Annotated in this window: 18 protein-coding genes; 3 read left to right on the top strand and 15 right to left on the bottom strand. The window is 64.4% G+C overall.

Features of this window, described 5'->3' with window-relative positions; translation table 11 throughout:
• Positions 1 to 43: 43 nt before the first annotated feature.
• From HMI59_RS22760 to pilM, 13 genes are all read right to left on the bottom strand, one after another.
• Positions 44 to 1,156, bottom strand: a complete 1,113-nt coding sequence (locus tag HMI59_RS22760; protein ID WP_193593885.1) for a hypothetical protein — start codon at positions 1,154 to 1,156, stop codon at positions 44 to 46.
• Positions 1,153 to 4,494 carry a fibronectin type III gene (locus HMI59_RS22755; RefSeq protein WP_193593884.1) on the bottom strand — a complete coding sequence of 1,114 codons (3,342 nt, stop codon included), beginning with the start codon at positions 4,492 to 4,494 and terminating at the stop codon, positions 1,153 to 1,155. Before HMI59_RS22755 ends, HMI59_RS22760 begins: the two co-directional genes overlap by 4 nt.
• A gap of 54 nt (positions 4,495 to 4,548) precedes the next feature.
• Positions 4,549 to 5,856: a hypothetical protein gene (locus HMI59_RS22750; protein WP_227471662.1), complete on the bottom strand. Its 1,308-nt coding sequence runs from the start codon at positions 5,854 to 5,856 to the stop codon at positions 4,549 to 4,551.
• On the bottom strand, positions 5,823 to 7,655 hold the full coding sequence (locus tag HMI59_RS22745) for an S-layer homology domain-containing protein (protein WP_193593883.1): 1,833 nt from the start codon (positions 7,653 to 7,655) through the stop codon (positions 5,823 to 5,825). The genes HMI59_RS22750 and HMI59_RS22745 overlap by 34 nt, the downstream gene beginning before the upstream one ends.
• The gene (locus HMI59_RS22740; RefSeq protein ID WP_193593882.1) at positions 7,652 to 7,855 is read right to left on the bottom strand and encodes a hypothetical protein; all 204 of its coding nucleotides are present in this window, start codon (positions 7,853 to 7,855) and stop codon (positions 7,652 to 7,654) included. Before HMI59_RS22740 ends, HMI59_RS22745 begins: the two co-directional genes overlap by 4 nt.
• Before the next feature lie 107 nt (positions 7,856 to 7,962).
• Positions 7,963 to 8,436, bottom strand: a complete 474-nt coding sequence (locus HMI59_RS22735) for a prepilin-type N-terminal cleavage/methylation domain-containing protein (RefSeq protein WP_193593881.1) — start codon at positions 8,434 to 8,436, stop codon at positions 7,963 to 7,965.
• Between the two features lie 126 nt (positions 8,437 to 8,562).
• The gene (locus HMI59_RS22730; protein WP_193593880.1) at positions 8,563 to 9,042 is read right to left on the bottom strand and encodes a prepilin-type N-terminal cleavage/methylation domain-containing protein; all 480 of its coding nucleotides are present in this window, start codon (positions 9,040 to 9,042) and stop codon (positions 8,563 to 8,565) included.
• Between the two features lie 137 nt (positions 9,043 to 9,179).
• The gene (locus HMI59_RS22725; protein WP_193593879.1) at positions 9,180 to 10,439 is read right to left on the bottom strand and encodes a type II secretion system F family protein; all 1,260 of its coding nucleotides are present in this window, start codon (positions 10,437 to 10,439) and stop codon (positions 9,180 to 9,182) included.
• Between the two features lie 114 nt (positions 10,440 to 10,553).
• Positions 10,554 to 10,685 carry a hypothetical protein gene (locus tag HMI59_RS26005; RefSeq protein WP_255527685.1) on the bottom strand — a complete coding sequence of 44 codons (132 nt, stop codon included), beginning with the start codon at positions 10,683 to 10,685 and terminating at the stop codon, positions 10,554 to 10,556.
• A 280-nt stretch (positions 10,686 to 10,965) separates the two neighbouring features.
• Positions 10,966 to 11,520, bottom strand: coding sequence for a hypothetical protein (locus HMI59_RS22720; RefSeq protein WP_193593878.1), 555 nt, complete (start codon positions 11,518 to 11,520; stop codon positions 10,966 to 10,968).
• A gap of 131 nt (positions 11,521 to 11,651) precedes the next feature.
• On the bottom strand, positions 11,652 to 12,386 hold the full coding sequence (locus HMI59_RS22715) for a hypothetical protein (protein WP_193593877.1): 735 nt from the start codon (positions 12,384 to 12,386) through the stop codon (positions 11,652 to 11,654).
• A complete protein-coding gene (locus HMI59_RS22710; RefSeq protein WP_193593876.1) occupies positions 12,383 to 13,228 on the bottom strand; it encodes a hypothetical protein in 846 nt (281 codons plus the stop codon). Before HMI59_RS22710 ends, HMI59_RS22715 begins: the two co-directional genes overlap by 4 nt.
• Positions 13,228 to 14,283, bottom strand: a complete 1,056-nt coding sequence (pilM, locus tag HMI59_RS22705) for a pilus assembly protein PilM (RefSeq protein WP_193593875.1) — start codon at positions 14,281 to 14,283, stop codon at positions 13,228 to 13,230. Before pilM ends, HMI59_RS22710 begins: the two co-directional genes overlap by 1 nt.
• Positions 14,284 to 14,425: 142 nt before the next feature.
• Between pilM and HMI59_RS22700 the strand changes: the two genes are divergently transcribed.
• The gene (locus HMI59_RS22700; protein ID WP_193593874.1) at positions 14,426 to 16,135 is read left to right on the top strand and encodes a GspE/PulE family protein; all 1,710 of its coding nucleotides are present in this window, start codon (positions 14,426 to 14,428) and stop codon (positions 16,133 to 16,135) included.
• An 11-nt stretch (positions 16,136 to 16,146) separates the two neighbouring features.
• A complete protein-coding gene (locus tag HMI59_RS22695; protein WP_193593873.1) occupies positions 16,147 to 17,274 on the top strand; it encodes a type IV pilus twitching motility protein PilT in 1,128 nt (375 codons plus the stop codon).
• 46 nt (positions 17,275 to 17,320) lie between these two features.
• Here HMI59_RS22695 and HMI59_RS22690 read toward each other — a convergent pair whose 3' ends face one another.
• A complete protein-coding gene (locus tag HMI59_RS22690) occupies positions 17,321 to 18,016 on the bottom strand; it encodes a hypothetical protein (RefSeq protein ID WP_193593872.1) in 696 nt (231 codons plus the stop codon).
• A gap of 164 nt (positions 18,017 to 18,180) precedes the next feature.
• Here HMI59_RS22690 and HMI59_RS22685 point away from each other — a divergent pair, with 164 nt between their 5' ends.
• The gene (locus HMI59_RS22685; RefSeq protein ID WP_193593871.1) at positions 18,181 to 18,867 is read left to right on the top strand and encodes an A24 family peptidase; all 687 of its coding nucleotides are present in this window, start codon (positions 18,181 to 18,183) and stop codon (positions 18,865 to 18,867) included.
• A gap of 72 nt (positions 18,868 to 18,939) precedes the next feature.
• Here the strand turns inward: HMI59_RS22685 and HMI59_RS22680 are convergent, their stop codons facing one another.
• The gene (locus tag HMI59_RS22680) at positions 18,940 to 19,101 is read right to left on the bottom strand and encodes a hypothetical protein (RefSeq protein WP_193593870.1); all 162 of its coding nucleotides are present in this window, start codon (positions 19,099 to 19,101) and stop codon (positions 18,940 to 18,942) included.
• Positions 19,102 to 19,142 lie beyond the last annotated feature (41 nt).

The following is a 19,142-nucleotide window of genomic DNA, read 5'->3' as shown; positions in this document are numbered from 1 at the left end:
CAGAAATTACACGCCGGGTAGCAAAGCGTCAACAACTCGTCTCTCACTTGGATGCTTGTTCGATTGCACCATACGTGAAAGTCATCTGCATGGAACGGGTGCTGGCCGACACCGCTTGTGTGGCGACATTTTCCTTCCCTGAATAGATGCCCGTCGCGGCCGCACCCCAGGCCGTTACGTTTGACACTGCCGACACAGCCTCGTCCTTGATGACGGCAGGGCTTCCAGCCCCCTGTCCTGAACCCATCGTTCCCTTCCCCGGTGCCCGGAAGGCGGCACTGCTGAGAATGCCGTCCATCCCACTGGAGAAGCCCGTGTACTTTACGTTGTTGTTCGTGACCTCCCCGATCTTCACTGCTGTAGCGTCCAAGGCGCCTCGGGCCTCGGTGAAGTTGATTTGCTCCGGGTCGACCCCTCCTGACCGGAAATCTCCGCTCCAAGAAGTGCCGTCGGGACTTGTTCCAACCCAAGTCGTTCCTTCGGTGAAGCCGAACCCATTGCGCATGACCGCAGTGAGTGCCCTTGCGGAAGCGGTGTCATCGGGTCCAGTCAGCGACCGGACTTCGTTGTCCGGGTTGCGGTACATTGACCCCTCTGTCGTTGTGAGAACTCCGGCGTAGCCTCCCGCGCCGGCCATTGTCTGCTCAGGTGCCTTGAACGACGTGAGCCAGGACTGTCCGATGACCACCGTGCTTCCCTCCACGAAGACACGCCTCCCCTCGAACCCGTTGGCACTCTTGAGCCATTCGGCAATCTTCTGCGCAGCGTCGGTACTGGAAGCTTCGATATAGAACAAGCGCGACGGTCCGGTCATCGGGATGTCGTGCTTTTCGTGGTCCTGGCTGCGGGAGTATCCGATGGCCTTGATGTCACCACTGAAGGAGGAAGCGTTCAGTTCGGCCAGTCTTGTGTCTGCAGGGGCCATGGCGCCCACCTTGGCCCACCACGACTCCGAGTACGGAGCAAGGACGAGGGTGTCCGCGTCTGCGGGGGCCAGCGCCGGGATGGCGGTTGCCACCTGGGCGCCTTGACCGGGACCTCCCCCAGAGAGGAGGAGGGCTGCGGTCAAGGCCGACAGGCCCAGGACCGCGGCGGCGGCCGCAGCGGTCCTGTAGTGGACCGGCTTGCGGCGGCTGTCTTTACGGAGGGGCTTCACTTGGTTCTCCACTGTGGTCGGTTGTTGTTGTTGACGGCCTGGCACGCCTGGCCGGGCACGTAGCCGTAGCACGGGTACGTGGGTTCGGTCAGCTGGTCCCAGGTGCCGTGGTATGGCCCGCAGCCACTGTCGAAGGTCGCGTAGGCGCTCAGCGTGAGCCTCAACCGGGCCGAAGGCGGGCCGCCGTTGGCCCCGGCGTTCTGGATGTCGAATCCGGAGGTCACACCGTAGTAGTAGGGGTGGCCGGCCCCGGCGTTGACGTTCGGGTTGCCGTCACTCGGTGTCAGCCACGTGCCGCTGGTGTTCGCGAAGTTGGCTGCCCCCTTATCCAGCTGCAGCCCCCAGATGGAAGTTCCGGCCCAGGCGCCATAGAGGGGCGCGTGGTTCAGGTCGATCATGCGAGCACCAACGTAGTGGTCCGGCCAGTCCCACCGCGCCGTTTGCTGGTTGCTCGGGGTGTTGTAGGAGCAAGTGATCTGGACGATGGCGTGGTGAGGCAGATCAGCCGGTGTGATCAGGTTGGCGGTTGTGCGGCTTCGGGTCAGCCCGTTCTTTCCCTTGGCGACCACGGTGTAGTTGTAGGTCGCCCCCGGGGCAGCCTTGCCGGACTGCGTGCCTGAACCGCCGCCGGAAAACACTTTGGGGTCATCGTCGGCGGCCATGGGCAATCCCAGCGAAGGATCGGACGTCACCGTGTCGTTGGCGACCGCCCTGCGGGTGGTCGTGATGGACACTGCTCCGGCCGAAGCGCCCCAACCGACGGTCGTCTGACCCGGCGTGCCAACGGATGAGCTTGAGCCGGCGACGTCTGTGCTGGTCAGGTTTGCCATGAAGCGCTCCCGGCCCTTGCCGGTGGAGTCCCCCAGCCACTGGTTTACGCCGAAGTCACCTGGGTAGGTGTTGACCGTGGTGGTGGCCACGTCGCTGTACCCGCCATTGGTGACGGCCTCATTCTTGGCCCGGGCAGAGAAAGTCACTGTTTCGCCCTCGGGGTTGGATGAGGTTGTCCAGGTCAGCGGTGATCCGCTGCCGGCTGCTGGCTGGTCCAAGGTTGAGACTGGAGTGCCGTTCCGGGACAGCACGTACTTGCAGGTCGCGGAGGTGCAGAACTTGTTCGCGCGATCGTTGCCGCCGTCTGCGTCAGCGGTTGAAGCGAATGTCGCACCCGAGGTGCTCAGGTCCGGTGCCTTGGTGGTTTTCAGGACCGGGGTGGCCGGTCGCTGGGTGAGCCTGACCTTTGCCGAGAAATCGACGCTTACGCCTGTCGGGTTGACCGCCTTGACGTAGTAGTCGAACTGGGTGCCCTTGGCCGCGGGATCCGTCAGTGATGTCTTCGTCAAACCGCCGGTGCCTGCCTGGCAGTCGCCGGCAAGGCAGGTGACTGCGCTGGTCATGGGTGTGACGCGGGCCGGCAGGTAACCGGTAGCGGAGAGGGTCGGTGCCCAGACAACCTGGTTCGCGCCGTCGAGGTCCCTGGTCTGTCCAGCGGCAGCGGAGACTGTGCTGATTGAAGGGATCGGAGGGAACTGCAGCTGAGTCACCGGCCGAGGGGCAGGCTTGACGTTCGGCTGGCTGATGGCGGCACGAACGGCCGCCAGCGCGCCTCCGCGGTAGACCGCGGTGGACGTAACCACCCCAGTGGCAGGCTCCTGGTACGTAACCGTGGGCATCGTGCCTGTCGCCGCGGTTACTCCTGCCTCGGGGTTGGCGCTGGAGGCTTTGCCGCTGGCGGTACCGCGCGGACCGTCATTGACGGCAGCCACGTAGTAGGTCCAGGTCGTGCCGTAAGGGACGATGTCCCTGTACGTCAGCGGCGAGGACGCCGGAACTGTCCCAAGCTTGGTGACTGCCCCGGCGCTGCCACTGTTGTACCGCCAGATGTCATACTCGATAGCCGTCGGTGATGCGCTCCAGGTGATGACGTTGATGCCCTTGGTCAACCGGTCAGAACCCGTGCCGTACTGCGGGGTGACGTTTACGTTCTGCGGTGCCGCAGGGTGCGTGAGCGTCGTGATGTGGGCGGAGTCGGCCGACTGCCCCTGGCCTGCTCCGGCGTTGGCTTTGATGAACCATTCATACCTAGCTCCCCAGCCGCCTTCGTCCCAGGTGAAGGTCGTGGTTGCAGCGGGCAGACCGGCGGCAGCCGAGTTGAACGCGGTCGTGAGCGGGTTGCCGGAGACCGGATCAAGCTCGCGGTATTTCAGGTCGTAGCTGGAAGCGCCTGGAACGGCATCCCACTTGAGGGTGATCCGCGGCTTCTTGAGCCCAAGAGCGCCGTCGGTTCCGTCGGTCCATTCGTGTGCCTCATCGGCGGAGGGCAGGACGGTGGAGTTCTTGAAGGCTGGTGCGGCGATCTGAGGAGACCAGGGCTTCGGGGTGCAGGCGTTGGCGCCCAGGGTGCCGTCGGCGTTGCGGGGCTGGACCCGGTAGTTGATGACCTCGACCGGGCCCGGGGTGACGGTTGCGTCGGTGAAGGACTTCTGCGCGTCCGAGGCAGCAGCAGTCACTGTGCCTACCTGGGTGGCGTTGCGGAACACGGCGTAGGACGTGTAGCCGGGCAGTGTGGACCAGGTGATGACCGGCTTTCCGGCGGCGTTGGTGTCCACCCGCACGGCGGCGCAGGCAGCCGAGGGGGCTGCGGTGTCGGCCTTGCCGGAGACGCTGCGCGGCGCGGCGGAGGTCTTGTTCTCCACGACACCGGTCTTGCCCCCGTTGGAGGTAGTGCCGGCCTTGAGGTCGATGTTGACGAGCGCGATGTCGTACGTCTTCTTGCCGTCAGCGGGGTTGGTGCGGGCGTTCTCGGTCAGGGCCGCCTTGGGGGCCTTGACGTCGAGAATGGCCCCGTCCCTGTCGGTGTAGGTGAACAGGTCGCCATCCAGCTGCAGGTTCTCCACGGATACGCGGGTGTCCAGGTTGGCTGTGCCGGCTGCGGCCGTGGGCAGGCTGCTGCGGTCGTAGGCTGCCACTCCGGCGTCGCCTGACCAGACCTGCTGGTACAGCTTGCCGCTGTTGACGACCCAGCGGGTGATGACGGGGTTGTCGGCTTTGCCCGCCTCCACCTCGGTGGAAGCGGTCACGAGCTCGTTCGGTGCGGCGTACTTGATGGTGTCCGATGCCTGGATGTTCGCCACGGCGCGGTCCAGTGCCTCGGAGATGGCCGTGTTCTGCTCCTGGGTGGAGGCGTTGCCGGCCGCGGCGTTGTTCATGGTGGTGAAGTACAGGATCGGTCCGCCAACGATGATGGCGGCAAGCCCGACGCCGACGACGGCGTCGACGAGCCCGGCTCCCGCATCACGGCGGCGCTTCTTGTACCGGTCAATCAGAGTTTTCAAGGCCATACCTTTCCTGTGTGCGGCCAAATTGTTTTCCGTCGCACGAGTCATGCCGTCCGTCTAGGGCGACCGGGTTCCGGCGGGCTGCTGGTAGTTGGCGAGGTACCAGACGGTGTTGTCGAAGATGCTGTCCCCGGTCGGTCCGATCGGGCCTTTGCGGTCCGGATAGCTGGCGTCGGTGTTGTCGCCCTGGCGGAATTGCCCGGCGACCCGGACGGTCATGCATGCCAGGGAGCCGGAGAAGTTCAGGCTCTTGGTCAGCGACCTGAAGCCGCCCGGTGCCGCGGTGGTTGTGGTGCACAGGCCCTTGGGCGCGTAGGCGTAGACGTTGCGGACCACGAGGGAGCTGCTGGAGGCCTCCTCGGTCGGGAAGGTGACGTTGCCGTTGGTATAGATGTTCAGGCCGGTGCCGGTAGTGGCGCTGATGTTCTGCCGGATCGTGACACCGCCGGAGACGTAGGCGTTGAACGATCCGTTGCCCTGGATGACGGTCGGCACATCGAAGTCCATGGATGCGTAGCAGCCGACGTTGCCGCCGGCGGTCAGTACCCCGCCGTTATGGGATGCCTTCCAGTCTTCCGGCGTGGCGCCGCCGCAGGTGGCCATGTTGTCCGTGATGAAGTTGGGGTCAAGGGCCAGTCCGGCCGGGGCCCGGACGGCTCCCGGGACGGAGAGGGACGTTGCTGCGGGTCCGTACTGGTAGAAGCTCGCCGCTACCTTCGAGGTCGTTCCCGTCGCCGCCTTGACGTCCAGGGTGCTGCCCAGCAGCCCGATCGAGCCGGTGATGAACGGATTGGCTGACCCGATGCCGTTCGTCGCCGTGACGGATTTGCCCATCAGGGTGTGGGTGAACGCTGTGGACGGTGCCACCTGGTACGTGATGGACTTGTCCGCCTCCACCTTGAAGCCGCCGACCCTGGCGCCCTGGGCAGTGGCCTGGACCTTGCGGGTCGCGCCACGGAATGTGCCGGTGGCGTGCAGAACCGCGGACTTGCCACCCGATCCCATAGTCACTGGTTCCGCGTACCAGGACCAGCTGCCGTCGTTGGAGGTACCCCCGGTCCGCGGTGCGGCCGAGGTGGGCAGGAGGGCCGGCTGGACCTCGTTGAGCTGGTACAGGGCATCCTGGATGGCCAGGTCTGCCAGCTGTCCGGACTGGACGAAGTCGGAGGTCTGCACGGAGCTCTTGATCGTCCGGTCGGTGGCGGAGATCAGCCAGTACACGGTGCCGGCCACCAGCACGAACAGCATGATGGTGGAGACCAGGATGAATCCCTTATCGCGGACGCCCCGCCGGCGTGCGTCTTCGAAACGGTCAAATATCCAGCCGCGCATCAGTGCAGCACCGCCCCGCCGCTGGAGGTCCATGTGATGTACCCGCTCTCAAAGTCCTGTCGTTGCATCCCGTTCCAGACGTACTCGCTGGAAATTGGGTAGCCGTATCTGCCGTTCTCGGCGCCTTGGGCTATCCATGCCTGGCCGATGGCACCCATCACAATGTGGGAACCGAGGTTGTACACCCAGTAGATGTAGCCGCCTTGGTAGTTCTGCTTCCTGCCGCCGTTTTTGATGGGGATTTCGTCCGTGGTCGGGTAGCCCAGCCAGCCCTTCTCGGCTCCATAGGCCAGCCAGCTGGCGCGAATCGAGCCGTTGGAGGCATGTGCACCTGTCGCGGCGGACCAAAGAATGGCACCGTTTTCGAAGTCCTGTGAGGCACCGCCGTTGGTTAGACCAGCTACACCATCGTTGGTCGGGTAACCCAGGAACCCGGTTTCGTAACCCAGAGAGGCCCATTCGTCCCGGATTGGCCCCGTCATGGACAGAGTGGCTCCTGTGTTCGGAGACCAAAGGATGCAGCCCAGTGCGTAGCAGCGGTACTTTCCGCCGTTGATCAGGCCGCTGACCTCTGCAGTGGTCGGGGTCCCCAGGATTTTCGGGCCGTTGACCGCGTCGTACTTCTTGTCGATGTCGGTCACAGCCGCCGGAGGCTTCTGGCCGAACTTCTTCGAGTAGTCACTGAAGTAGACAGCCATCGAGCCCCGGCTCAGCGCTGTGCCGGGCTGGAATTGGCCACCCGGGTAGCTCCGGATGACGTTGTTGGATGCTGCCCACGCCAGTTCGAGATAGTCCGAGTCCGTGGTGGCGACATCGGAGAACGGTGACGTCGCAGGCGCCGTGTAGGCCGGGCGGCCAGCCAGCCGGTAGAGCATGATGGCAAGGTCCTTGCGGGTGACCTGCGTGCCGGGGCTGAGCGTAGCGCCGTCCCAGGGCAGGATGCCCTTGGCGTCAAGGTAGGTGATCTCGGTGAAGTAGGTGTTCGACGTAGCCACGTCAGTGAACGGCGATTTAGACGGGTCGGACCAGGCCGGGGACCCGATCAGCCGGTACACGTAGGCGGACATGGCGTCCCGCCCGGTGGTGTTCGTCGGCCGGTAGGTATAGTCCCCGTTGACCTCGACCCAGCCGCTGTGGATTCCCGCCGTGTGCATCCAGTACATCTCGTCGTAGAAGGGGTCTGTGAGGGGCACGTCGGCGTAGAAGGACGTCGGCACAGGCACCGGTGTGGGCGTCGGTGTAGGGGTGGGTGTCGGCGTGGGAGTCGGTGTTGGCGGCGCTGTGGGGGCGACCTCGACTGAGCCGCGGATGCCGTCCGGGACGGACTCGCCGATGCCGGGGGTGATAAGGATCTGCTGCGGCTTCTTATGGGTTGTGGAGGGGTCCCCTGCCACGTCCTGCCAGGAAACTTCGACCATGACCAGTTTGGTCCCGTAATCGGAAACGCCGGTGGGCTTCTTTTGCCAGCCGACGGCGGTCTTGACGGTGACGGGCAGTCCGCGGACCACGACGGGGTCAGCGGTGGAGGCCAGGACTCCGCCGGTGACGGCAGGGACGCCGGAGGGAAGTGTCACGGCGGGGGCGGCGTTGGTGCCGAGCTTGTCCCAGGTGGTGGCCTTGGCCTTTTCCAACGCGTCCTGGGCTGCCTGCACAGCGATTGTCTCGTTCACAGCGGTGCGCTGGGTGACCGTGGCCTGGCTGGTGACGCTGGTGTAGCCGAGGGTGAGCACGGAAATGATTCCGAGGCTGACGACGCCTTCAAGGATGATGGAGCCCTTGTCCTGCTTCAGGAACCGTTCCAGGAGGCGCCGTGCCGGGGCGTGGGCGCTCAAACTGTCATCTCCGCGAAGTCAACGGGACGGGGAGCGGGAAGGTTTGCGTCGGTGGATTCGAAAGCCTCAATGTCGCCCCATGTGGTGGCTGCACGGTCGTGCACCCACCGGCGTGAGGGAAGTGTCTTCAGCAGGGCTGACCCCATGCCGGCGACGGCCTCGGGCAATGCGCTGTCCGTGGAGGGTTCGTACGCCGACATGGGGACCTTTCCGCTGGAACTGGAGCTGTGTTGGGGTGAGGCAGGACTTCGCCTGCCGGAAGCGTCCGAAGCCAAGGAAGGCCCCGGCCGCTTCCGTTTAGGTGCCGCTACGGGCAGGCCGTCGCACCCTTCGGGGTTACCTGCAGGCCGGCAGCTGCACCCTGGCTGGTGTACTTCACGCAGTAGTTGGTTACCGCGGTGTTGGTCCCGGAGATGGTGTAGCCAAAGCCGGTGGCATCGACAGCGCCGGTGAGGGTCGTCTCCGGGCTCTTGTTGGCGGAAGCGACCGAGGCGGTCACGTTCGCGGCAACGTACTTTGCCTTGCCGGTCAGGGAGTAGTCTGAGTCAACGGTCAGGGCAGCGTTGGAAACCTCTGCGGAGAGGTTCTGCACCGCCGCGCGTTCGAAGTACTTGGAGAACTGCGGAAGGATCGCCAGTGCCAGGATGGCGATGATGGCCATGCCGGCCATTATTTCGATCAGCGAGAAACCGGCATCACGGCGCTTGCGCTTGGGCGGTTCCTTGCTGGCGATCCGGGCGCGGGCCTCCTGCGGATCCAGGACGAGTGCGATGTTGCTCAAGGTGGAGCCTTTCTCAAGTCGGGGGCCGGAGGGCTTGCCCGGGTGGCGAGGGGTGTCTGCATAGTGCCTACACACAGGAACATGCGTAGATATTTGAGGCGTCCCCGCAGGAGCTGCCCGGACCCGCTAGGAGCAGGTAGGGTTGGCCGCTTTTGAGTCGACTTTCAAACCGGCGGTCGCGCCCTGGCTCACGTACTTGACGCAGTAGTTCGTCACCGCGGTGTTGGTGCCCTTGATGGTGTAGCCGAAGCCGGTGGCATCGACGGTGCCAGTGAGGGCAGACTCCGGGCTCTTGTTGACGGAAGCGACCGAGGCAGTCACGTTGGCCGCAACGTACTTGGCTTTGCCGGTCAGGGAGTAATCGGATTCGACCGTGAGGGCTGCGTTTGAAACTTCGGCGGAGAGGTTCTGCACCGCCGCGCGTTCGAAGTACTTGGCGAACTGCGGCAGAATCGCCAGCGCCAGGATGGCGATGATGGCCATGCCGGCCATGATTTCGATCAGGGAGAAGCCCGCGTCGCGGCGCTTCCGTCCGCTGGTGCGGTCTGCCGGTGTGTTCCGGGTGCGTGCCTCATGAGGGTCCAGGAGTCGGGCGAAATTCCCCAAAGTAGTGCCTTTCTCGAAACCGGGCTTCGTCACGGGCGCCCGGATGTCTTCTCGGGCTGAAATACCCGTCACCAGGAAACATGCGTAGATACCGCGCGACGGGTCACCGGAGGTCCGCGCCGTTCGGGCCCTGCCTTCTAGTAGGGAGCGATGACGTCTCCGAGGCTGAAGTACGGGAGGTAGATGGCAAGGGCGATGATCAGCACCATGCCGGCGATCCCGATAAGGAAGATCGGTTGGACGTAGGCTTCCATGTTGTTGGTCGTGTGGTCGACGTCGCGTTCGTACAGCTTGCCGACGGCCCGCAGGGACTTGGCGGTCTCGCCGGTGTCCTCGCCCAAGGCCAGGAACTTGAGCAGCATCTTCGGGAACAGCGGCTCCTGGCGAAGTGGCTCCATGATGGACTGGCCCTTGAGCTTGCCGTCGCGTGCCTTCAGCACGGCCTGCTCCATGACGATGTTGCCGACCGAGCCGGCGGTGATGGCCAGGGCATCGGTGATGTGGACGTTGTTCTCGGCCAGGGATGCCATGATGCGGCAGAACTTGGTCAGTGCAATGTCCCGGAACAGCTTGCCGAAGACAGGCAGCTTGAGCTTGAACGGATCCACGAACCCGCGCACCTTGGCGTCCTTGGAGTTGCGTCGGTACCAGATGGTGCCGATGACGCCCAGGACCGCCAGCAGCGGAACCGCCCATGCCATTTGGGCAGAGACAGCCATGACCGCCTGGGTCAGAAACGGCAGTGAAGCCTTGCCGTGGCTCAGGTCCTTGTACATGGCGCCAAACTTGGGCACGACGTACATCATCAGGAACACGAAGATCGCCGAGCTGAGGGCCAGGACGACCATCGGATAGGTCAGTGCTTTTTTGACCTTGGCGCGCTGTTCGTCTTCGCTCTCCAGGTCATTGGCGACCTGGTTGGCAGCTTGGGCCACGAAGCCACCCTTGTCGCCGGCAGCTAAGGTCTTGGTCATCAGTTCCGGGAAAATGTATGGGTGCTTGGCCATCGCCTCATGCATCTTGACGCCCTCGGAGCTCATGTCCTTGAGCACCTGGGTCAAGCCGTGGGCCAGAACGACGTCGCCGATCTCCCCGTCATCGAGGATTTCGGTGATGGCGGCCCGTTCGTCGTAACCGACCTCGAGGTACATCGCCAGCTGCCGGCTGGCGGCGACCATGGCGCGCGCCTTGGGCCGTGATTTCTTCCCGACCACTGCTGTTCCAGTCTGTCGGACCGAAAGAATGGACGTGTAGTCGGGGTTCGCCGCGAGCTTGGCGATTGCCGCTTCGCGCGTGGTGGCGACGGCGGTGCCGGACTTTGGCTTGCCGTCGGCGCCCTCGGCCCGGAACGCGAACGTCTGGTTCTTCTTGGCTGGTGCTACCGCGGTGGTCGTCAAGGTGGCTCCTGAGGTGGTCGTTCCCCGCGGCCTCGGGCCACGGGCGGTCATCTACCTGCAAACATGCGTAGACGCCGCGGGCAGAGGCCTGCCGGGCACCGGGGGCAGCCGCACCTACGGAGCGAGGGCGCCGGCCAGGGTGCCGCCCAGAAGGGCTGCCAGGACACAGACGGCAACGGCTGCCGGGGCGTTTCGGCGCGCTGCACGGCCGGCTTTGCGCAGGGCACGTCGGACGGAAACGATCATGGGAGAAGTCCTCTTCATATCAGGGAACATGCGTTGATTTTGGGCCGACGGGCGTGGAGGCCGGGCGGGCCTGCCGCACACATAAAGAGCACGAAACCACCACGAAAACCGCCGCCTCAGGACCGGTGTCAGCGGTGAAAGAGACGGCGGATTCCGCACACATTATGGAGGTGAGAAACGGCATGGAAAATCAGCAGATACACCCCGGATCGGGTAGTGGAAAAGCCGATGCCGCACACATTAGAAGTGTGACGGAGACCGGAAAAGGAGACGCTGTGGACTACTTGGCAGACTCGCTCGGAGCAGGGCTCGGAGAGGCCGAAGCGGAAGCCGGGAACGTGATTACCCAGGCGCCGTCACGGAACACCAGATCGTTCACCGAGTCAGCCAAAGCATCGCTGTTGGCAACCTTGGCGCCGCCGGCCTTGACCGTCACAGCATCCACCGGAACCGTAGCCTTCTGACCGTCAACGACAACCTTCGACTCATCAACGTCCACGGAGACGGCAGCCTTCGGGTCGGCCATCTTCACCAGCACGAAATCGGACACAGTGTTCTGCACCGTCTCGGTAGGGGTGTCCTTGTCCAGGAACTTCACGGCAGGGGCAAACGTCTCCGCGGTGGCCTTGTCGGCAACAGCCTTGGCGACCTCATCGGAGGTGCCGGCGGCGACGAAGCCCTTGATGGCCTCGGCTGCCTTTGCGCCGGTGAGCTGGGTCGAATCAACGCTCGGGCTCGGTGCCGCGGCCGGGGTGTTCGTGGAGCAGGCCGATGCGCCGAACGCGATGGCAGCGGTCAGTGTCAGTACCCCGAAACCCTTGGTGATGCTGTTCATGGTCAAATCCTTCATCGTCAATAGCGAATAACTCTTAATCGACAAGCTACGTGAGAGATTTGACGGAACGCAAGTTGACGTGTAACCAGTTTTGAAGCCGGGCCCGAACATTATTCGGGACCCGGCTTCGTTTATTTGGCCACGGAGGAGGTTTCCGGCTGGGATCCGTCACTCGAGCCAGCGGCCTGCGGTTCGACCAGCGGGGCCGCCAGGAACGTTTCCCCGTTGAGGGTGACGTGGTAGCTGTTTTCGAGCTTTTCGATCTGCAGCTCGTGCACCAGCAGCGGCCGCTTCAGGTTTTCAACCTTGACGATGAACGCCTGGACCGCTTCGAGGGAGCCTTCCCCGTCAATCTTCAGCGACACGCTGCCCAGCTGGGCGGTCGCGGAATCCACCACGGCCTCGGTCGCCGTCGGCACCGGCGCGGGGCCGGGCAGATCCGTTTCCGCCTGCTTCGCCTGGTTGGCCGCCGGCGTGGCCGGGGTGGCAGGGGCTGCCTTGGTTTCAGCGGCCTTCGGCGCCGGAACGCTCGGGCTCAGCGTCTTCAGAGTGACACCGGTGGAACCTGCGGCGTCGTTGATCGCATCGATCATCTCCTGCTGCCGGGCGGCCGAGGGAAACGACTTGGAGAACTCACTGATCTGCGCCTTGAGCGGGTCAAGGTTCTCGGCGACCCCCTTGAGCTTGTCCACCTTCGCGGTCAGGGCAACATTGTTGGCGTGCGCGGTAGCGGCCTGGGAGACCAGCTTCGTGGACTCCGCCATCTTGGGGACGAAGAACATCATGTAGGCGATCACGATCAGGAAAGCCGATACGACTCCCGCCACGATGTAAGGACCGATGTTTTTGGAGGTGGCGCCGTTCACTTGGATTCTCCCTGCACGGCCACGGCCGGTGTCGTTGTGTCGGTTGCCGAATCGAGGGAGGACATCTCCTCCGGCGACGGCTTGAACTTGTCGCCCTTCCCGGACAGCGCCTGCCCGGTGTGGCCGACGGTGAGCTTGAACTCAACACCGGCGCCCTCGGACGTCGACTCGGTCAGGTACGGCTCCGTGAGCATCGTCTTGTCCTGGTTCAGGGCAGCCACCAGCTGGGACACCGCCGCGACGCTTGGCGCTTTACCGGCTACATCCAGGCAGCCCAGGGACGAGGACGTGGCAAACGGGCTGGACGACATGCACTGAGTTCCCGGTGCGACAGTCTTGACTGAAGTGAAGACGGCTCCAACGGTGTTGGCCCGCTGGATGGCCTGAACGACCTTGGAGTAGGACACGTCATCCCGGAGTACGTCCGAAGCAGCTGCCTTCCGTTCAACGAAGCCGTTCGCGTAGTCCTGGACGTCACGGTGCTGGGCGAGGTAGTCGCTGGCCGCTGTCGTGATCGCAGATTCCTTGTTCACCTCGTTCTGCGCCCCGGCGACCCCGGCGAGGACGACAAGGTAGCCGGCGGCGGTGAGACCCAACATTCCAAGGCCCATGAACAAAGACTGGCGGACCGCTTTCCGGCGCGCCTTCAGCCCCCTTGCCTTGACCGGCAGCAGGACCAGGGACGGTTTGACGGCGGAGGACCATACCGGCGCCGGCGGCGTCTTGACGACCGCAGCCTTCGGAGTCTTGGGTGGTTTCGGTTCGCGCGGGGCCTTGGGCCGGGGTTCCGGCTTTGGCTTCCGTGCTTTGCCCGGCTTCGGTTCGGTGGTGATTGTGGCCATCAGGCTGTTGCTCCCATCGCCAGGCCGACAGCGGCCATGTAGTCAGTGCTGAGGATCGGACCGAGGTGGTGCCGTTCCGGTTCGCCGGCAATGTCGATCGCATAGCGCCCGGTCATGGTCCGCCATCCGGTTGCTTCCTGCAGGGTCGCAGGCAGGTTGTGCACCAGCGAGCCCCCGCCGATCAGGGTCAGCCCGGCCGGTGGGATGGCCAGCTCCGGACGGCTTCGCTGGTAGGTGTCGACCGCACCCTGAATGGTGGAGGTGAGCTTGAACGCATACTGGTCCATGGCCTGCTGGACCCGGTAGTCGCGGTTGAAGGAGACCTTCTCCTTCACGATCCGGTCGTGCGCGTCGTCCTGCAATGCGGCAGCGATGAGCTTGTCCAGGTCGCCACCGGCAGCTCCGCGGTGCAGGGTCAGCGCATACGGCTTGCCGCCTTCATGGATCATCACCGACGTTACGTCGTGGCCGATGTCGACGAGAACATCGAGCATGCCAGGAGCGCGGCTGGCCACCCAACTTGCCCGCAGTGACGCCATCCCGGCCAGGTCGGCGCCGGCTGCGTTGAGTCCGGCTTTTTGCAGGATCTCAAGCTGCGTTTCGACCAGCTTCTGGCCAACGCCGATGAGGAGGGCGTCGATTTTGCGGGCCTCGTTCGCGTCTGTGAACTCGTCAAAGACGACAGCGTCGATGATGACCTCGGCGGGAGCTCCGGTGAGCAGCGACTCGTCGGCGATGATGTCGAAACCGACAGCGGTCTGATAGTTCTTGGGCTCGTGCCACGGGGTGACGGCCCTGTTCACGTAGACGTCCGCCGCCGAGTTGATGCCCATGACGGCATCCTTGGACGTGAACTTGTTGGCTGCCAGGAACTCCTTCAGCTCGGAGGCGACCAGCTCCACGTTCTCGGGCTTGACGCCGCCGGCGCTGATGACGCCGGGATCCAGCGGCATGTACGCCTGCTTGACCACCGTGACGGCACCCTTCTCGATGCTCACTTCGGCGAATTTCAGGCCGGTGGACCCGAAGTCGATGCCAATGACTTTTTCGGTCAACGCAGATCTCCTGCTTCCTTGTCGAAATCGTTCAGGACTCTTCACCCGGGAACATGCGTAGACACAGTCAGGACGGCCATTGCGCCCCGGTCTACGCATGTTTTGCAGTGACACCTCAACCAGTCAGGAACGCCACCCGATCATGAGCACCCTTGCCACCAGCAGGCTTGAAATGCACTTTTTGCAGCAGGAGATCCTGACTGCCGAGGAGTTTGCCGCCGCCGAAAAACAGGCTGTCGCACAAGGCCAGAATGTGCTGGCCTTCCTCAAGGCCCAGGGCAGGATCAGTCACCGGCAGACCTGCGAGGCCTTCGCGTTCCTGAAGGGCTGGACGTACATGCCGCTCGGGGACGACACCATGATCCCTGAGGACATCATTGGCCTGATCGAGTTCCAGCTGGCCCGCCGGCTCAACGTTGTCCCGGTCGCGTTGGATGGCGACGACCTGACCGTGGCCTGCGTCAACCCGTTCGATGTCAATGTCACCAAGCAGCTGCAGTCCAAGACCGGCAAGAACATCACTGCCGTGTACTCCTCCACCAACGAACTCACCCGTGCTGTGGGGCGGTTCTACTCGACGTCCATCGAGGCGCAGCAGATCGGCAAGCTCGCCGCCAAGGACGTCAGCACCGAGGCCGCCAAATCTACCCGGCCACTGCTCGTCGTCGCCGGGGACGAAGGCAACATCGTCAACACACTGGACGCCATCATCGAGGGTGCCCTCGAAGCCGGCGCCTCCGACATCCATCTGGAGCCGGCGTCCACTCACCTGACCGTCCGCTACAGCGTCGACGGAAAGCTCCGCAACGAGCCCGACCAGCCCAAAGAGCTCGCGCCCCGGCTTGCCGGTCTGATCAAAACCCGGGCCCGGCTCAGTTCCAGCGAACTCGTCAACCAGGACGGGGCGATCAGCCACGAATACAACGGCAAGTCCTATGACATCCGCGTTGCGGTCCTGCCTGCGGTGTGGGGCGAATCGATCACGCTGCGCATGGGCGCCTCGGAGGCCTGGACGCTGGACCGGATCGGGTTCTCCGACGACACAGGCGCCCGATGGCGGCGCTCCATCAATCAGCCCAACGGCATCTGCCTGGCCGTGGGCCCAATGGGCTCGGGCAAGACCTCGCTGCACTACGCCTCCCTGGACGCGCTCATGGGCCAAGGACGGAAAATCGTCTCTCTGGAAAACCCCGTCGAAATGAAGCTCCCGTCGGGCATGACGCAGGTCCCCATCAACGAAGGCCAAGGTCTGACCTGGGACGGCGGCATGGAGACCGTGCTCCGGTCCGCTGCTTCGGTGCTGTTCGTGGGTGAAATCAACAAAGACGCCATCGCCCACACCGCAGTGACGGCCGCCAATACCGGGCACATGGTCCTTTCCACTCTGCACACCAACGACGCCCCCGGTGCTGTGCTGCGTCTGCGGGAGATGGGTCTGCGTCCCTCCGTGCTGGCCGACACAATGCGTGCCGTCTGCGCCCAGCGGCTGCCGCGGCGGCTCTGCAAATGCAAAGTGGTCACCCCGCCCAGCCGCGACATGATCCTGGACTTCAAGCTCACCGACGAGGATCTGCGCGCCGTGGATCCGGAAACCGGCGCCTCCATCTGGTACGGGCCCGGCGGCTGCGCGGAATGCGGAGGCACCGGGTACAAAGGCCGCCTCCCCATCCATGAGCTGATGACCTTCCCGCGCCACATCCGGGACCTCATCACCGAAGACGTCCCCAACCGGGTCCTCGCTGACGCCGCGCGGGAGAACGGCATGCTCACCCTCCAGGATGACGGCCTGCTCAAGGTCCGCGCAGGCCTGACCAGTCTCGACGAAGTCCGCAGCCACATCCTGATCGATTAGGAAGGAAAGCCATGACAGCTACCGCCGTCGCCCCCACCCAGCCAACCCCCACCCCAGAGGCGAAGCCCGCGAATGCCGTGGACTACCTGCTGTACCGGACCCTGGACATGAAAGGATCCGACCTCCACCTTGTTGTCGGCAGCACCCCCTGGGCTTCCGTGTACGGGAAAACCGTCCCCCTGCAGGGAATCGCGCGCGAACTCGACGCAGCGTCACTGCGCACGATTCTGCGCCAGATGGTCAGCGAGGAGGAATGGGCACAGTTCTGGGCCAAGAAGCGCCTCGACTTCTCGTACTCCACCGAGCGCGCCAACTTTCGTGGCCACTTCGCCGTCGCCGGCGGGGAGCCGATGGCGGTCTTCCGGACCATTCCTTCGGTTGTCCCCGACTTCGACAGCCTCGGCCTGCCCGAAATCATCCGGTCCTTCATCGACGCCGAAGCCGGGCTCTACCTGTTCATCGGTGTGACCGGGTCCGGAAAGTCCAGTTCGCTTGCAGCCCTGATCAAACTGGCCAAGGAGAAGTACGCCAAGAAGATCACCACGATCGAAGCCCCCATCGAATTCCGTCACTCGAACGGCAGGTCCCTGGTCGTCCAGCGCGAGGTCGGCAGGGACGTGGACTCCTTCGCCCTCGGCGTCGAAGACGCGCTGCGTGAAAACCCGGACATCATCCTGGTCGGCGAAATGCGTGACCCGGAGACCATGACGGCGGCGCTGTCCGCAACAAGCTCCGGACACCTGGTCTTCTCCACCCTGCACGCCGGCTCCACCGCTGACGCCCCGGCCCGCATCCTGGAGGCCATGCCGCCTGACCGGATCGCTGACACCCGTGCGCAGCTGGCCCGGTCGCTGAAAGGCGTCGTCTACCAGAAGCTGCTCCCCCGCAAAGGCGGCGAGGGCCGCGTCGTCGCCACCGAGGTGCTGATGATGAACACTGCCATCTCGAACATGATCAAGAACAACAACACCGAAGGCATCGCCGGGCAGTTGCTGGCCAAGGACTCCGGCTCCATCCCTTTCGAGGTCTCCCTGGTGAACCTGGTCCTGGACGGCATCATCAACGAGAGCACCGCGATTGATGCCGAGCTGACGGACGGTTCGTACTTCCGCCAGAAGGCCGCCGGCCGCCGCAGCTGACAGGAAAGCCCCGTCCCTTTCACCGGGACGGGGCTTCCACCAGGTCCTAGGACAGGAAGGAGATCGATTCCCAGTGGATGGGCTTATCAGTGAGGTTGGCCTCGTCGTAAGCCTGCCGTGCCTGCCGCCGGGCCACAGCGATGTCCTGCCCCGGGACGTGGCGAGCGATGGCGTCTTCGGCGAGGAGCATGCCGGTCCGCAGGGCCGCCAGCCCGGTGTCGCCGACGGCTGCGGCTTCAGCCCCGTAGTGCGCGGCCAGGGTCGCCTTGTCGGCGGCCGCGGCGCTGCGGGCCGCCGCCTGCTGCTCCCCCGCGGTGTACAGCCGGTCAGCCAGGGCCGCGAGCCGTTCCGCCCGCGAGGCTTCGGCGGCGGTGAAGGCCTCAAGATCCCGGCCGGCAAGCCAGGATTGGGCGAAGACTCCCGCCCCGGCCGGATCCAGGGCCGCGTCGGCCAGGTTGATGGCTGGCAGCGCCGCACCTACGGCGCCGGAGATGCCCCAGCTGTCCAGGCCTTTGAGGAGCTGGCCCCGGAATGCCGCAGCGACAGCCGGCAGGCTGTTTTCGGGAAGGTCCAAGGACCGGAGGGGGCTGATGTCCAGCAAAGCCCTCGGGGTCTTCTCCATTTCGGCGGTGATGACCAGCGCGTCAGCGGCAAGCTGGGCGTTCAGGGCATCCCACCCGAGGCCGTCGGCAGCCTTTTGGCAGGCAATTCTGTACAGGGTCTCCGCGGTGGCATTGCCCATAGTTGCTGCAGCTCATTTCCTGCCGGATTGTGCTCCGGCGATCATCCGGCCGGCCCAGACACCGACCCATTTAGTGTAACAGTTGAGAGATTTACCACCAACGCAACGTTGCCACCCAATGCCGTTCCGGAGCCCTCCGGCACGACCCGTTCCGAGGAGCTCCATTGACCGCTCAGACCACACCCGCCGGCACCCCAATTCCCGAGGCCGCGGGGGCCGGAAGTGCTGACGTCGAGATCATCGCCGACGTCGACGAACCCTGGCTGCCCTCGATCATGACCGTCGAAACAGGACTGCCCACCGCAGCCATTGCCCTCGGTACCGGCGCCCTGGGGATCTGGGTCAATTCAGGCCGGGGTCCGCTGGTGGCCGGGATGATCGGCCTCCTTTCGGTTGCCCTCATCTTCCTGGCGGTCATCGACTGGAAAACCCACCGGCTGCCCAACAGCATCGTGCTGCCCATGTACCCCGTCTTTGGCGCGGCGATCGCCGCAGGAGTCGCCACGGGGGCTATCAGCGGCACGGCAGCACTGACAGCAGCCATCTCGATGGCCGCCGCGTACGTCATTCTGTGGCTGGTCGCCTTCTTTACTGGCGGACTGGGCTGGGGCGACGTCAAACTGGGCGGCGTGCTGGCCCTGGTCTGTGGGCTGGAATCAGGCTACGCGGCCGCGTTGGGCGCCCTGATCCTCCCGATGATCCTGGGCGGCCTGGTCGCCCTGCCCCTGCTGTTCGCGGGATGGCGCAAACACGAGTTCGCCTTTGGTCCGTACATGGTGATCGGCGCCCTGCTGATCCTGTTGCTGCCGGACGTACTCGTCCCCATCAGCCGCGGCTCCCTGTTCCACTGACCTGTTCCGGGAATCTGAAAAGGCCCCGCCAGGAATATCGTCCCGGCGGGGCCTTTTCAGGTGAAGAGGGGGCTAGCCCTTGTGGACAGGCGTGACACCGGTCTGCACGGGAGCGAAATCAACGACACCGGTCAGGGACAGTGCCGCGAAAACGATCACGACGCCCAGGATGACGCCGAGGACGATGCGGCTCTTGGTGGATGTGTTGGCCCATTCACTGCGAAGGCGATCCATGGTTTCTCCATTTGTTCGGAGGTCCGGCGGTTTACCGGGCC

Origin of the sequence: Paenarthrobacter sp. YJN-5 (assembly GCF_015040095.1) — a bacterium.
Taxonomy (GTDB): domain Bacteria; phylum Actinomycetota; class Actinomycetes; order Actinomycetales; family Micrococcaceae; genus Arthrobacter; species Arthrobacter ureafaciens.
Note: the sequence above shows the minus strand (reverse complement) of the source record. Positions and strands in the feature narration are given on the sequence as shown.

What these genes read in the sequence shown, in the direction of transcription:
- HMI59_RS22755 (WP_193593884.1), bottom strand. Translation starts at nt 4,494, where the DNA reads ATGGCCTTGAAAACTCTGATTGACCGGTACAAGAAGCGCCGCCGTGAT.
- HMI59_RS22750 (WP_227471662.1), bottom strand. Translation starts at nt 5,856, where the DNA reads ATGGACCTCCAGCGGCGGGGCGGTGCTGCACTGATGCGCGGCTGGATA.
- HMI59_RS22740 (WP_193593882.1), bottom strand. Translation starts at nt 7,855, where the DNA reads ATGTCGGCGTACGAACCCTCCACGGACAGCGCATTGCCCGAGGCCGTC.
- HMI59_RS26005 (WP_255527685.1), bottom strand. Translation starts at nt 10,685, where the DNA reads ATGATCGTTTCCGTCCGACGTGCCCTGCGCAAAGCCGGCCGTGCAGCG.
- HMI59_RS22720 (WP_193593878.1), bottom strand. Translation starts at nt 11,520, where the DNA reads ATGAACAGCATCACCAAGGGTTTCGGGGTACTGACACTGACCGCTGCC.
- HMI59_RS22710 (WP_193593876.1), bottom strand. Translation starts at nt 13,228, where the DNA reads ATGGCCACAATCACCACCGAACCGAAGCCGGGCAAAGCACGGAAGCCA.
- HMI59_RS22700 (WP_193593874.1), top strand. Translation starts at nt 14,426, where the DNA reads ATGAGCACCCTTGCCACCAGCAGGCTTGAAATGCACTTTTTGCAGCAG.
- HMI59_RS22695 (WP_193593873.1), top strand. Translation starts at nt 16,147, where the DNA reads ATGACAGCTACCGCCGTCGCCCCCACCCAGCCAACCCCCACCCCAGAG.
- HMI59_RS22690 (WP_193593872.1), bottom strand. Translation starts at nt 18,016, where the DNA reads ATGGGCAATGCCACCGCGGAGACCCTGTACAGAATTGCCTGCCAAAAG.
- HMI59_RS22680 (WP_193593870.1), bottom strand. Translation starts at nt 19,101, where the DNA reads ATGGATCGCCTTCGCAGTGAATGGGCCAACACATCCACCAAGAGCCGC.